This window comes from Brachybacterium paraconglomeratum (assembly GCF_039541415.1).
Lineage (GTDB): Bacteria > Actinomycetota > Actinomycetes > Actinomycetales > Dermabacteraceae > Brachybacterium > Brachybacterium paraconglomeratum_A.
In genome coordinates, this window is the sequence record NZ_BAABGE010000002.1 from 71,966 (window position 1) to 86,512 (window position 14,547).

The following is a 14,547-nucleotide window of genomic DNA, read 5'->3' on the forward strand; positions in this document are numbered from 1 at the left end:
AGCCAGCCTTCCGAAGGTCTAGCGGGGCCGGTTCTCGTCGATGACCTCGAGGACCTTGCCACCGAGCAGCTTCTCGATGACCTCACGGCCGTTGCGGTTGGCGCCGGTGGCGTCCGCATCATCACGGGTCGCGCCCCCGGTGGGGTCGACGCCCGCCATGGACTCCTCCGACTGGGTCTCACGAGCGCCTCGGAAGCGCTGACCCGCCGGACGTGATGCCTGCGCTGCCAGCGCCGCCTCACGCACCATCGCGGCGCCGCTGCGGGCAGGCGCGGACTGCGCGGGAGCCGCAGCTGAGGAGGTGGGGGCCGACGGGGCCGACGCAGACGGGGCGAAGCTCGACGGTCCCTGCCCCGGCGACTCAGACACCGCGGAGCCGGCGGTCGAGGCGACAGTGCCCCAGGTGGCAGCGGCACGAGCGGTCGCGGATTCGGGCGGAGTGCCCGTGGAGAAGGGTGCGGTGCCAGCGTGCGGGGAGATGTTCGCGGAGGCCGCGCTCGGGGCCCAGTCCTGCCCCCTCTGCGGCGCAGACTGCAGAGCGGGGGATCCCGGCTCCTCGGCGGCGCCAGTGACATCGAGGCCAGCATCGTTCGCGTCGGCGGGCATGGCCCCGAACGCGCCGGCCCCCTCGGGGGCGGACCCACCAGGAGCCGTTGCAGCAGCGTTCTGCGCCGGACGGGAGCGGACGACGCGGCCCTCGGCGATCGCACGCTTCAGCGCATTCTGTCCGTAGGTGCGGGGCTCCTCAGACGAGACAGAGTCACGGCCCTCGTCGTCCACCACGGGAATCTCGCCGCTCGTCGCGACGGTGGCAGGCGCGGGGCTGGAGGACCCTGAGCTGCCGGGTGCGGGGCTGGATGACCGCGGGCTGCTGGTCGGCGGGGTGCCGGCCGACACGGCGTGGGCGGACCCGTCCTGGCCGGGCTCTGCCTGGCGCAGCGCATCGGACCAGCGCCCGGCGCCCTCTCCTCCGGTGTCCCCTCCCCCGACGCTGCCATGCGGGCGCTGCGCGGGAGCCTGCTGCGGCGGCTCGTTCCGCGCCCCGTGATCGTCCGACGGGTACTCGTCGCGCGGGTCCGGCGGGTAGGGGTCGTCGGGCTCAGGGGCGAAGTCCTCGACGCGTTCGGCGGCCGAGCCGCCGCGGCCCGCCTGGGCTGCGCGAGCTGCGGCCTGCATGGCGCGATCGGAGGCCCGCTGGCCGAGCGAGACGGGGGGCTCCTCGCGAGGGGTCGGCCGCGCGTTGCTCGCTGCTGTACCTGCTCCAGCGCTTGCTCCAGCACTCGTCAGCGGGTTCGCTGACGTGCCTGTCGGAGCGTTCGCCGAGGTGCTCGTCGCCGTATTCGCGGTGGTGCCGCGTGGAGGCAAGGAGGCTGCGGCGTCTCCCCATCGAGCCGGGGCGGACCGCTGCGCATCCGGCTCGGGGCGTGCTGCCTGCGAGCTCACCGGTCCTGCGGACCCACTGGCAGGACCGGAACCGCCCTGCCCTGCCGAACCGCCGGACCCGCTCGGCTCGCCCTGCCCTGCCGAACCGCCGGGTCCACTCGGCCCGCCGCCGCTTCCGCCGCCGGATCCGGGGCCGCTTCCGCCGCTGGGGCCGGGTCCGGGCCCGCCGCTGCTGCCGGGGCCGGGGCCCTCCCCCACCACGGCCTCGATGGACACGTCGGTGTGCAGGATGCGCCGCACGGCGTCGGCCAGGTTCTCCCCGGCGGTGCCGCGGTGGAACGCGTTGACCAGCCCCTCGGTGCGGAAGCCGATCACCAGGGTGCTGCCGTGAGCGCCGTTGACGTGCCCGTTCTGGGACACCAGTGCCCAGCTGGGGCGCCGGATCTGCTGGAGCTCGTCCAGGATCGCGGACCAATGGCCACGCACATGATCCGCATCGAGACCTCCCGGCGCCGACGCAGCCGGCGCGTCCTGCTGCGCGGTGGGCTCCGACGACTCCGACGGCGGGCCGCCCGGCTGCTGCGCCGAGGGAGCGTCCTGCGCCGCCGGCGGCTCCTGCGACGCTGCGAACTGCGGCGCTGAGGAGGGCGCCTGCGACGAAGCAGGATGCTGTGCGGAGGGTGGCTGAGCTGGCGGCGGCTGCTCCTGCTGCGTGGGCGTGGGCGCCCAGGTGGTGGCGCCCTGCGCGGCGGGAGCCTCAGCGTGGCTGCTCTGCTGCGCCGCACTCTCGGGCGCGGTCGGGGCAGCAGGTGAGGCTGCGGCCGGAGCTGACCCGGCCGGCGCCGGCGCCTGCTGCGGGGCGGACTGGTCCCGCGTCTCGGTGGGCGCCGAGGGGCGTCCGCCGCGGGCCTGGCGTGCCGCCTCGACCTTCTGCTGGGCGATGCGTCGCGCCTCGTCACGCGCGCTGGAAGCACCGGGGGCACCAGAAGCGCCACCGCCCTGGGCCGGCGCCGCCGCCGGAACCCCTGCCCCGGCAGACGCCCCGGTCCCGACCGGTGCAGGTCCGTCACCGGCGGCGAGGGCGGCCCGTTCGTTGCGCAGCACCAGGCGGGCCGCGAGCAGCTCGAGGTGGAGCCGCGGAGAGGTCGCACCGCTCATCGTGGAGAGGGTCTCGTGGACCAGATCGCCGCACAGCGACAGATCCGCCGGGGAGAACATGGTGGCCTGGCCACGCATCTGCTCAAGGTCACCGGCCGCGACCTGCGGCAGCAGATCGGCGCCCTTGTCCGGCACGGCGGCCAGCACGATCAGATCGCGCATCCGCTCGAGCAGGTCCTCGACGAATCGGCGCGGCTCGTGGCCGGTGGCGAGCACATGCTCGACCGCGCCGTACAGCGCAGCGGCATCCCGCTGGGCGATCGCGGCGACCGCGGTGTCCAGCAGCGCGGTATCGGTGAAGCCGAGCAGAGCGATCGCGGTGGCGACGTCGAGACCGCCCTCGTCGGCCCCGGCCATCAGCTGGTCCAGCACCGACATCGAGTCACGGGCGGAGCCGCCGCCGGCGCGCACCACCAGCGGCATCACTCCTTCGCCGACGGTGACCTGCTCCGCAGCGCAGACCTCTTCGAGGTAGGGGCCCAGCACCTGCGGCGGGATCAGCCGGAACGGATAGTGGTGGGTACGGGAGCGGATGGTGCCGATGACCTTGTCGGGCTCAGTGGTCGCGAAGACGAACTTCACGTGGTCCGGCGGCTCTTCGACCAGCTTCAGCAGCGCGTTGAACCCGGCGGAGGTGACCATGTGGGCCTCGTCGATGATGAACACCTTGTAGCGATCCCGCACCGGGGCGAAGGACGCGCGTTCGCGCAGTTCACGGGCATCATCCACACCACCGTGGCTGGCGGCGTCGATTTCCACCACGTCCAGGCTGCCGGTCCCGCCGGTGGCGAGGTCACGGCAGGAGTCGCACTGCCCGCAGGGGATATCCGTCGGCCCCTCCGCGCAGTTCAGGCAGCGCGCGAGGATCCGTGCGGACGTGGTCTTGCCACAGCCGCGCGGGCCCGAGAACAGGTAGGCATGACCGACTCTCCCGGCACGCAGCGCACGCCGCAGGGGCGTGGTGACGTGGTCCTGGCCGATCACCTCGGCGAAGGACTCCGGGCGGTAACGTCGATACAGAGCTATGGCCACCCCGACAGGCTAGTCGAGGGTGCCGACCTTCCTCACCGCTGGGGACGAAGAGGATCTGTGGAGGAACGGTCGGGCGAGCTCCCCGGCGTCTGTCGGATCCACACCCGTATTCAGCTATTCAGCACCGCCACCCGGCATGGGAGAATTCTCGAGGTGACGACCGACACGGACCGCGCCACCCCTCCCTTGCGCCCCCGACCCACCACCGCCGTGCACGTGGTGGTCGGGCTGGTCCTGCTGCTGAGCGCCCCTGCTGGGACCGTGCTCATCGGGAGGGCCACGAGCTCCCGCGAGGTCTGGCCCTACCTCGCGATCGGTGCGATCCACCTGGTCCTGCTCGCCGTCGTCGTGCCCGGTGGCATCGGCTGGTTCCGGGCGACGCGCGCGCCCCGGCTCCTGGACGCGGTCCCCGCCCTGTGCGTGGCGGCGGGAGCGTTCCTCTCCCTCGGTCTCACCCTCGTGCTGGCCGAGGCGCAAGGTATCCGCGGCAGTGCGCTCCCCCGGCTGCGGCAGGGCGTCCCACTCGCGCCCGACCTCCCGTATCTGCTCGCCGTGGGCACTGCGGTCGCGACCCTGCTGGTGGTGCTCCTGAGCGTCGTGCTGATGGTCCGTCGTGCGCGGTCCGTGCGCGACGCGGTCGGAGAGGTGCGCAGTGAGCTGACCGGTTCGATGTCGCGCCTCCGCACCCGGATCGAGTCGGGCCCCGGACCGCAGAACGTGACCCATGCCGAGGACGGGCTGCTGTCCCGCCTCCTGTCCCCGGTCACCAGGCTGCTCGTGGTCGTGGGCGCGATCGTCTCCCTGGCCGCGCTGCTGATGTTCTCGCTCACCGAGGTGGACCGCGACACGGCCGAGCGGCTGACCATGGTGGTCGTCTTCACCCCGGCGGTTCCGATGCTCTGGGCTGTGCTCGAGTCCCTCTGGCGCCCCGACGAGGAGTTCGGGATACCGATGGCGGCGCTCTATCGCACGATCGCGGGACCACCGGCGATCGGCGTGATCGCTCTGATGCCATCGCTGCTGACAGGGCTGCTGCCCCCGGTCTGGACGGGATTCTCCGCCCAGCACCTCGCCTCGATCGGCGACGGCGGGCTGGTCGATGCGGGAGCGCCCGTGGTCGCCTTCGTCGGATTCGCGATGCTGGTCGCCGCGGGCGCGGGCATGGTGGGCGGGCTCGTCCTCTCGGTGGCGGTGGTCCTGCCGGTCACGGCGCTGTTCCTCCCGGGGGTGATGGTCGCGGACAACGAACTCAGCACGAGGCCCGCGGATCGGCGGCGCAATGTCGCCTCTGTGCGGCTGCTGTCACTGCTGATCCTCATGATCTTCGTGTTCAGTGCACTGATCGCCGGGGCCGAGCCCGGGGAGCTCCGCTTCGGGCTCGCGATGGCGGCACTTGCGGTGCTCGTCGTGCTGACCGTCGCCATCCTGCGCACGCAGCGGGTCGATCACGAGGCCCGACGCCGGAGCGGGCACAGCGCCCGGGTGCCGAACCCTTACGACCCGCCGCCACAGGACGAGGACACGCCCTCGGAGGGCAGCGACTCGGAGCGCGCCTGATCCTCCACCTCGGGGTCCGACGCCTTTTTCGCGCTCCCGGCGTTCCCTGAGGTCCCGGTCTCCGCTGCCGGCCCCGGCTCTCCCGCCGTCGGAGACCTCATGGCCTTCGCTGCGGCGAGTCGCTCCCCGCGGCTGCGCAAGGTTTTGCGTGTCCCCGAGAACACCGCCACCACCACGACGACCGGGATCGCCAGATCCACCACCCACTCCGGGATGCCGAAGGGGAGGTCGATATCCGGCAGCAGCCCCACCAGCCAGGCCAGCAGGTCCCGCACCGGCCGCAGCAGCATGGCGAAGAACTCCTTGATCGGGGAGAACACCGCCTCGAGGAACTCCTGGATCGGGCGCAGCAGCTGTGCGATCCACTCCCGCGGCGGTTCGGTCATCCGCGCGATCGCTTCGAGCGCCGGACGCACCCGCGCCTCGATCCAGTTCACCAGCGGGTCCAGCAGTCCGCTGAACAGCGCACCGAGGCCGAGCAGCGGCACCAGATAGCGGGCTGACTTCGTGAGCGCGGCGACCAGCGCATAGCGGGTGGGGTGGGCGGCGCGCTTCTCCTCGCGGGCGGCCGACGGGGACCCGTCCGCCGGGACCAGCACGATGCGCTTGAAGCCGTGACGGATATCGACTTCGCCGGCGCCGCCCAGGCCGACGGTGCGGACAGTGATGTCCTCGGCGTTGACATAGCTGCCCTCGTCCCGAGGGCGTCGCACCGTGCAGAGCAGGGTCGTGAACCCGTCCTTGAGCGTGAACCGCAGGTCGTCCTCGGCCCAGGGCCCCGCGGCGTGCTCAGCGCTCTCCTCCGGGGATCGCGCCTTCATCTCCGCCTTCGGATCGTGCTCGATGCCGTCGATGGCCACGGTGAACGTGGTGTCCAGGAGCCGGTGACGCACGCGGACCAAGTAGTCATGACGCCCTGTGCTGCCGGTGTATTCGATGTCGGCGGCGAAGCGGCTCGAGGTCTTCTCCCCAAAGACCGGTTCTTGATCGTCCTTCGCGGGCTCGCCGTGTGGCATCGGATCCGTCGAGGCCTGATCCTCCGCCGCCGGATCCGTCATCGACGAGTCCGTCATCGATGAGGTAGCGCGGTGGCGATCCGGGGAGCTCTCAGGCATGCCGCCACGATGCACCATCGCTGCGCCGTCTCGCATCCGCCGCTCGGCCAGGAACCGTCGGCCGCCCCTCGACCGAACGTCGGACCCTGGATCGACGCACCGACAGATCGGCGGATCGACAGAACCACGCGCCGCATCCATCGTCGACCACCGGGGCCATTACGGACCGGGAGCCCCAAGCCCCACGATGCGCCACCCCCAAACCCCAAAGTTTCTCTACTGTGACCGCATAGCAATTTCGTTGAAAGAGCGATCAGGTCGGCGTAATGTCGCCCCTCGTGAGCACCTCGACCCCTTCCTCCTCCACGACCGCGACGCGCCAGCGCAACCCGCTGCGCGCAATCCTCGGCATCCCCTTCGGCTGGCAGGTCCTGATCGGACTCGTCCTCGGCATCGTCCTCGGCCTGGTCGCCGCCCAGATCGGCCCCGTCGCCGGGGCCGGCGAGGACGGCGGTGACGGCGCGAACTGGCTGACCACCGCGCTCGACACCATCGGCACCATCTTCGTGACGCTGCTGAAGGCCCTGGTCCCGCCGCTGATCTTCCTCGCGATCGTCACCTCGATCGCCAACCTCCGCAATGTCACCAACGCTGCGCGCCTGGCCTGGAAGACCCTGCTGTGGTTCGCGATCACCGCCCTCATCTCGGTCGGCGTCGGCATCACGCTGGGCGTGATCACCTCCCCCGGCGAGAACTCCGGCGTGGATCGCTCCGCCGAAGCCGCCTCCTCCACCCAGGGCGGCTGGATGGACTTCCTCACGGGCCTCGTGCCCTCGAACTTCCTCGGCATCGCCGGGAAGGCCGGCGAGGACGGCTCCGTCTCCCTGAGCTTCAACGCCCTCCAGATCCTGGTCATCTCCATCGCCGTGGGCATCGCGGTGCTCAAGGTGGGCGAGAAGGCCGAGCCCTTCCTGAAGTTCACCGGCTCCGCGCTCGAGATCGTGCAGAAGCTGCTGTGGTGGGTCATCCGTCTGGCTCCGATCGGCACGGTGGGCCTGCTCGGCAACGCCGTCGCCTCCTACGGCTGGGAGGCCATCGGCCAGCTCGGCGTGTTCACGGTCGACGTCTACGTGGGCATGCTGATCGTGCTGCTGGTCGTCTACCCGGTGCTGCTGAAGCTCAACGGCCTCTCCATCGGCTCCTTCTTCCGCGGCGTGTGGCCCGCGACCTCGCTGGGCTTCGTCTCCCGCTCCTCGCTGGGCACCATGCCGATGACCCAGACGGTCACCGAGCGGATGGGCGTGCCCCGTCACTACGCGAGCTTCGCGATCCCGCTGGGCGCGACCACCAAGATGGACGGCTGCGCCGCGATCTACCCCTCGCTGGCCGCGATCTTCGTCGCGAACTTCTACGGGGTGCCGCTGGGCATCACCGACTACCTGCTGATCGTGCTGGTCTCGGTGCTCGGCTCCGCCGCGACCGCCGGCATGACCGGCGCGACCGTGATGCTCACCCTCACGCTGTCCACCCTGGGCCTGCCGCTCGAGGGCGTGGGCCTGCTGCTCGCGATCGACCCGATCCTGGACATGGGCCGCACCGCCCTGAACGTCACCGGCCAGTCGCTGGTCGCCGTGATCGTCTCCAAGCGCGAGAAGATCCTCGATCAGCCGACGTACGACGCCACTCGCCGCACCTCCTTCCAGGTCATCCAGGCCGAGGAGACGGCTGCGGTGGAGGCGAACGCCCCCGCCGGTGCAGCCGACGCAGACGAGCTCGACGGACAGGCAGCCGACGGCGAGACCTCCGGCGGCGAGCCGGAGAAGCAGCCCGCCACCGCCTGATCGCGCGCGGCACGTGGCACGCCGCGCGAGCGTGGCACCACGCGGGGTCGAGTCGAACCAGCGGGGCAAACATGGGCGAATGGCCGAGGCTATCGCCCATGTTTGCCCCGCTGACGCGGGTGGGGCGCCCCGCGGGCGTGGGTGAGCAGGCCCGCTGGCGTGGGTGGGGTGCCCCGCTGACGCGGGTGAGCAGCCCCGCTGGCGCGGGTGGGGTGCTTCGCCGGCGGGGGCGGACCATGGGGTGAATCCGGGCACGACCGGGCTGCGCATCCTGGCCGGTCCCGCCGTCGGACCCTAGAGTGGTGCCGTCAGATCGGCCCGTTCTCCCGGGCCTCAGCAGTGCATCTACCTCGGGTCCACAGAGTGGATCGTCCAAGGCGGCACCCCCGTCCGGAGCAGTGATGACCACTCAGCAGACCTCCCCCGCGCCACAGGCGCCCACCACCCTTCGCCGCGTCGCCGGGACCGCCTACTTCCCGATCGCGTTCGTGGCCCGCTTCCCCTTCGCGATGATGGTCGTGGGCACCCTGACCCTCGTCGTCTCCGCGCGCGAGTCCATCTGGCTCGGCGGCGTGAACTCGGCCGTGGTGGGGCTGGGCTCCGCGCTCGTCGGCCCCCTGCTCGGCGCCGCAGCCGACCGGATCGGGCAGCGCCCGGTCATCCTGATCTCCGGGATCGTGAACTCGCTCGCGCTGCTGGCGATCGCGGCCGTGGCCTTCAGCTCCCTGCCCGATATCGCGGTGCTCGCGGTCGGCTTCATCATCGGCGCCTCCTCCCCGCAGATCGGCCCGTTCTCCCGCAGCCGCCTGGTGCACCTGATCCTCACCCGCCTGCCCAGCGGCCGACGGGCCCACAGCCTGAACGCCACCATGGGCTACGAATCCGCCGCCGACGAGACAGCGTTCGTGTTCGGGCCAGTGGTGGTGGGCCTGCTCGCGACCACCCTCAGCCCGGCCGCCCCGATGATCGGCGCCGCGGTGCTGACGCTGCTGTTCGTCACCGCCTTCGCCCTGCACCCCACCGCCAAGGTCGCCGCTCCGACCGCCGAGGCGCCCGTCGTCCAGGCCCCCGCCCGGGAGCTGCGCACGCTCCGTGTGCTGGTGGTCGTCGCCGGGGCGCTCGGTGTGGGTCTGTTCTTCGGCACGGTGCTCACCTCGCTCACCGCCTTCCTCGCCGACACCGGGAACGGCGAATCCGCCGGTCTGGTCTACGGCGTGATGGGCGTCGGCTCGACGATCCTGGCGCTGTCGGTCGCGCGCTTCCCCGAGCGGTTCCGGCTCTCGGCGCGGTGGCTCGTGTTCTCCGCGCTGATGCTCGCCTCGATGATCGGCTTCGGTCTCGCGGGCGGTCTGGGCGGCCTGATCGTGGCGATGGCGATCGCCGGGATCGGGATCGGGCCGACGATCGTGACGCTCTACAGCCTCGCCGCCGAGCGCAGCCCCCAGGGCCGTTCCGCCACCGTGATGACCATGCTCGGCTCGGCCACGATCGTCGGCCAGTCCGCCGCCTCTGCCCTGACCGGCGCAGTCGCCGAGAGCGCGGGCTCTCAGCTCGCGATGTGGCTGCCCGTCGGCGCTGCCGCCCTGGTGGTGCTCGCCGCCGTGGTCAACGCGCTGGCCTGTCGTGCGGCGGACGTCGAGCCTCCGGCGAAGCATGAGCTGAGCGATGACGAGGTCCGCGAGGAGGCCCGCACGCTCACGGAGCTCCCCACCGAGCATCTCTGAGCTGCTGCGAAGCGGCTCGACCGCCCGGCGACTCCGCATCTCGGTAATTGAGCGCCTCGGCAACTCGGCACTTCGGCAACTCCCCGGCTTATCGCCGCAGCGCGTGGCGCAACGCCTCCTCGAGGGTGCGGTGCGCGGGTTCGAAGCCGCTCGCCCGCAGCTTCTCGTCGGAGGCGTTCTGGTCGGTGCGGATCAGCTCGTCCGCTGCCGCCCCGCCGAGGACCAGTCGCGGCCCGAAGGGCGGCACGGGCAGCAGTGAGGGCCGGTGCAGCACCTTCCCGAGGGTGCGGGCGAAGTCCTGGGCGCTCACCGGCTGCGCCCCGACCCCGTTGACCGGTCCGTGCAGCTCGGCGCTGAGCGCGGCGTGGGCGAAGCTGCGCACGATGTCATCCAGCGTGATCCACGAGGTCATCGCGTCACCGTCGGTGAGCCTGCCCCCCACTCCTGCGAGGAACAGTGGCAGCTGGGGAAGCAGCGGGCCGCCGCCGTCGGTCAGCGCCATCCCGGTGCGCACATGCACGACCCGCACCCCGGCCTCCGCAGCGGCATGGGTCGAGCCTTCCCAGTCCCGGACCAGGTCCGCGAGGAAACCCTCCCCGCCCGGATCCGCCTCGGTGAGCAGCTCATCCGGACGGCGCGGACCGTAGATGCCGATCGCGGAGGCCTGGACCAGGACGGTGGGACCCTCGCGCATACCTGCGAGGGTGCGGGAGATCAGCGTCGCGCCGTTGACCCGAGAGCCGCGGATCTCGCGCCGCGCGGACGAGGTCCAGCGGGTCGCGATCGAGCGGCCGGCGAGGTTCACGACCACATCCACGCCCTCGAGATCGGCAGGGTTCAGCTCGCCGGACCTCGGGTCCCAGGAGATCTCTCCCGGACCCACCTGGCTCTCGCGCACCATCCGGCGCACCGTGTGCCCGCCGGTCTCGAGCAGCGCGGCGAGCTGGGTGCCGATCAGGCCCGAGGAGCCGGTGATCGCGATGGTGCGGCGCGGCAGCTGCGCCCAGCGCGCATGGAAGGCGAGGTCGTCGCGCAGCTGGCGGGCACGGAAGTCGAGCAGGCGACGCATCTGCGACTCAGCGAGAGGGGTCAGGCGTTCGAGCCGGCGGGGCAGCTCGAACTCGATGCTGTCGCGGACCTCTGTGGCGGCGCCGGCGGTGGCTCCGGCGGTGCTGGTGCCGTCTGCAGTCGTCGCGGAACCTGCAGACTCGATGCGGTGCTCATGGCGCCAGGTGCGCCAGGGCCCGCGAACCTGCTGGTCCACGAAGCGGCCCTGCGGATCGTGCTCGAGATGGCGCAGGATCCAGTGCGGTCGCAGCGCGGTGGGCAGAGCCGGCGGGCCGACGCGCACCCCGACGAGCCGTCCGGCCTTCATCCCCCCAGTCGCCGGCGCATCGGCCGAGGCGAGACCGGGCGGGGTCAGACGTACGAGCGCCCCGGGCCGGTCGTACCAGGCCAGCACGTCGGCCTGCGGATGGGGCGTCCGATGCACAGTCTCGATCCTCATGGCGGCTCCCTGCCTCAGACACGGTGGTCACCGGCCACGCTACGCACCGCAGGGCGGCGAGGGAAGATGCAGATGCTACACGCGGGACGGGGTGACGGAGTCTGGGGTGCGAGGCGGGGCATCCGCCCGGCCGCGGTGGGGGCAGCCCCCGCTCGTGTTCCCCCGGACATGGCCTGCCCCCGGGCATGAAAGGACCCCTCGTGCACCTGCCAGAGCTCACCTGCCCTTGCTGCCGTCAGGCCCTGGGGGAGTTCAGCAAGATGACACCGCACGAGGGGTCATCACCAGTGTAACGGCTGTCCTGCCTCGACTTCGAGCCCCTGCTGAGCGACTCCCGTCACGACACGCCGGGAGACGGTGAGCGACAGCCCCATCACTCCCGTAGGCCGCCACCACCAGGGCGAATGCAAGCTCCCCGGCTGCGGGTTGCATAACGACCCGGCCACAGGATGCTGAAAGGACCCTCAGAGCCCTGCCTGTCCGGTATGTTCCATCCAGCACGAGGCGGTGACTGCGGTCACTTCTGTGCGCGACGCCAAGGGTGTCGTCGCTTCCCCTATCCCCTCAGGAGCACACATGATCGCCTATCTCATCGAGGGCGCGAACGGGCTGATCTGGTCCATCCCCCTCATCGGCGGCCTGCTCGTCGTCGGCCTGTACTTCACGATTCGCACCGGGCTGCTCCAGATCCGCAACCTTCCCGACATGCTCGATCAGCTGAAGAAGGGCGAGACCTCCCCGGACGGGACCTCCTCCTTCCAATCGCTGATGATGTCGCTGGCCGGTCGCGTCGGCATGGGCAACATCGGCGGCGTCGCCACCGCGATCGCCTTCGGTGGCCCCGGTGCCGTCTTCTGGATGTGGGTCTCCGGCTTCCTCGGCGCCTCCACCTCGTTCATCGAGTGCACCCTCGGCCAGATCTACAAGGAGAAGGATCCGGACACCGGCGAGTACCGCGGCGGCCCGGCGTTCTACTTCGAGCGGGCCTACAAGCACAAGGCCCCCCGCCTGTCGATGTTCTACGGCATCCTCTTCGCCATCGTCACCATCGTCGCGATGAGCTTCTTCCTGCCGGGCGTGCAGGCCAACGGCATGGCCTCGGCGATCGACCTCGCCTGGGGCATCCCCACTTGGGTCACCGCAATCGGCCTGGTGATCCTGCTCGGCTTCATCGTCATCGGCGGCGTCAAGCGCATCGCCCACTTCGCCGTGGTCGCGGTGCCGGTCATGGCGATCTCGTACATCATCATCGCGATCATCGTGTTCTTCATGAACTTCGAGGCGATCCCGCGCGTGTTCGAGCTGATCTTCGCCAGCGCCTTCGGCATCCAGCCGATCTTCGGCGCGATCATCGGCCTGGCCATCAAGTGGGGCGTGCAGCGCGGCATCTACTCCAATGAGGCCGGCCAGGGCACGGGACCCCACGCGGCCGCGGCCGCCGAGGTCTCCCACCCGGCCAAGCAGGGCTTCGCCCAGGCGTTCTCCGTGTACATCGACACCCTGCTGGTGTGCAGCGCGACCGCGTTCATCATCATCTCCACCGGAATGTTCAACACCTTCACCAACGAGGACTACCCGGGGGCGGACGCCGTCTCCGAGGCGGACCTCGTCGGCAGAGGCATCGGCGATCTCCACCTGGGCGTCGAGCCCGGTCCGGGCTTCGTCCAGCAGGGCCTGGACTCAGCCTTCCCCGGCTTGGGTCCGACATTCATCGCCATCGCGCTCGCGTTCTTCGTGTTCACCACGATCGTGGCGTACTACTACATGGCAGAGGTCAACCTGACCTACCTCACCCGCAAGATGAAGAACCGCACGCTCGCCCGCGCGCTGTTCCGCCTCCTGCAGGCACTGGTGCTGGTCTCCGTGGCCTACGGCGCGGTGACCTCCGCAGGCGCCGCCTGGGGCCTCGGCGACATCGGCGTGGGCTCCATGGCCTGGCTGAACGTCATCGGCATCCTGTTCCTGCAGGGCCCCGCCCTGAAGGCGCTGAAGGACTACCGCGAGCAGAAGAAGGCCGGCCTGGATCCGCAGTTCGATCCGCGCAAGCTCGGCATCGAGAACGCCGAGTTCTGGGAGCTGCGGGCCGACGGCCACGCCCTCCAGGGCCGCACCGGCGGCGAGCTGGAGGACGAGGGCGTCTCCAAGAAGTGAGCCGCTGGGGATCGGTCGCACCCCAACCGACACCCCTCACACAGCCGAAGGGCCGGACCGTCATCGCGACGGTCCGGCCCTTCGGTCATTGCTGCGTCGCCCATTGCTGGCGGGCGGGCGCCGCCGCATGATCAGCTCAGGCGTGCCCCCGGCGCCTGGGTCAGCGCCGCGTCGGTCTCGGGCAGCTCGCCGAGCACCTCGTCGATGCGGGCCTTGACGTCGGCATCGAGCGTGACGCCTGCGGCCTTGACGTTCTCGGTGATCTGCTCGGGGCGGGAGGCGCCGATGATCGCGCCGGCCACGTTGTCATTGCTGAGCACCCACGCCACGGCGAGCTGCGCCGGGGTGAGGCCGAGCTCTTCCGCGATCGGGAGCAGCCCCTGCACGGCGGTGAGCACCTCGTCGTTCAGGAAGCGCTTGATCATGTCCGCGCCGCCCTTCTCATCGCGAGCGCGCGAACCCTCGGGCGCCTCGGCGCCGGGCTTGTACTTGCCGGTGAGGATGCCCTGGGCGACCGGTGACCACACGATCTGGGAGATGCCGAGCTCGCGCGAGGTGGGCACCACGCGCTCCTCGATCACGCGCCACAGCATCGAGTACTGGGGCTGGTTGGAGATCAGCTGGATGCCGAGCTCGCGGGCCAGCTGGTGGCCTGCGCGGAGCTGATCCGCGTTCCATTCGGAGACCCCGATGTACAGCGCCTTGCCGGAATGGACGACGTCGGCGAAGGCCTGCATCGTCTCCTCGAGCGGGGTCGCGACGTCATAGCGGTGTGCCTGGTAGAGGTCCACGTAGTCGGTCTGCAGGCGGCGCAGCGACGCGTCGATCGACTCGCGGATGTGCTTGCGGGACAGGCCGGTGTCGTTGTGACCCTTGGGGCCGGTGGGGAAGTAGACCTTGGTGAAGATCTCGAGCGACTCGCGACGCTCCCCCTTCAGCGCCTCGCCGAGGACCACCTCCGCGGCGGTGTTCGCGTAGGTGTCGGCGGTGTCGAAGGTGCTGATCCCGGCGTCGAGCGCGGCGCGCACGCAGGCGCGGGCACGGTCATCCTCCACCTGGGAGGCGTGGGTGAGCCAGTTGCCGTAGATGATCTCGCTGATCTTGAGGCCGGAGCGGCCGAGGTGACGATGTTCCATGCG

At 71.0% G+C, this 14,547-nt stretch carries 8 protein-coding genes and 1 other RNA gene; 4 read left to right on the forward strand and 5 right to left on the reverse strand.

Going from position 1 to position 14,547, the window contains the following annotated elements:
- Positions 1–18: 18 nt before the first annotated feature.
- The gene (locus ABD893_RS00350; RefSeq protein WP_345075492.1) at positions 19–3,573 is read right to left on the reverse strand and encodes a DNA polymerase III subunit gamma and tau; all 3,555 of its coding nucleotides are present in this window, start codon (positions 3,571–3,573) and stop codon (positions 19–21) included.
- Between the two features lie 153 nt (positions 3,574–3,726).
- Here ABD893_RS00350 and ABD893_RS00355 point away from each other — a divergent pair, with 153 nt between their 5' ends.
- Positions 3,727–5,130: a hypothetical protein gene (locus ABD893_RS00355; RefSeq protein WP_345075493.1), complete on the forward strand. Its 1,404-nt coding sequence runs from the start codon at positions 3,727–3,729 to the stop codon at positions 5,128–5,130.
- On the opposite strand, the gene ABD893_RS00360 is transcribed toward ABD893_RS00355, so the two are convergent.
- The gene (locus ABD893_RS00360; protein ID WP_345075494.1) at positions 5,067–6,245 is read right to left on the reverse strand and encodes an AI-2E family transporter; all 1,179 of its coding nucleotides are present in this window, start codon (positions 6,243–6,245) and stop codon (positions 5,067–5,069) included. The two genes, ABD893_RS00355 and ABD893_RS00360, sit on opposite strands and share 64 nt — an antisense overlap.
- Positions 6,246–6,511: 266 nt before the next feature.
- Between ABD893_RS00360 and ABD893_RS00365 the strand changes: the two genes are divergently transcribed.
- A complete protein-coding gene (locus tag ABD893_RS00365; RefSeq protein WP_425548322.1) occupies positions 6,512–8,026 on the forward strand; it encodes a dicarboxylate/amino acid:cation symporter in 1,515 nt (504 codons plus the stop codon).
- Between the two features lie 401 nt (positions 8,027–8,427).
- The gene (locus ABD893_RS00370) at positions 8,428–9,750 is read left to right on the forward strand and encodes an MFS transporter (RefSeq protein WP_345075496.1); all 1,323 of its coding nucleotides are present in this window, start codon (positions 8,428–8,430) and stop codon (positions 9,748–9,750) included.
- An 88-nt stretch (positions 9,751–9,838) separates the two neighbouring features.
- On the opposite strand, the gene ABD893_RS00375 is transcribed toward ABD893_RS00370, so the two are convergent.
- Both ABD893_RS00375 and ffs read right to left on the reverse strand, forming a co-directional pair.
- Positions 9,839–11,257, reverse strand: coding sequence for a TIGR01777 family oxidoreductase (locus tag ABD893_RS00375; protein WP_345075497.1), 1,419 nt, complete (start codon positions 11,255–11,257; stop codon positions 9,839–9,841).
- Positions 11,258–11,443: 186 nt separating this feature from the next.
- Positions 11,444–11,540, reverse strand: an RNA gene (gene ffs / locus ABD893_RS00380) — signal recognition particle sRNA small type.
- Positions 11,541–11,833: 293 nt separating this feature from the next.
- Between ffs and ABD893_RS00385 the strand changes: the two genes are divergently transcribed.
- Positions 11,834–13,408, forward strand: coding sequence for an alanine/glycine:cation symporter family protein (locus ABD893_RS00385; RefSeq protein WP_345075498.1), 1,575 nt, complete (start codon positions 11,834–11,836; stop codon positions 13,406–13,408).
- A 131-nt stretch (positions 13,409–13,539) separates the two neighbouring features.
- Here ABD893_RS00385 and ABD893_RS00390 read toward each other — a convergent pair whose 3' ends face one another.
- Positions 13,540–14,544 (reverse strand): aldo/keto reductase family protein, encoded by a 1,005-nt coding sequence (locus tag ABD893_RS00390; protein WP_345075499.1) that lies wholly within the window; start codon positions 14,542–14,544, stop codon positions 13,540–13,542.
- Positions 14,545–14,547: the final 3 nt, after the last annotated feature.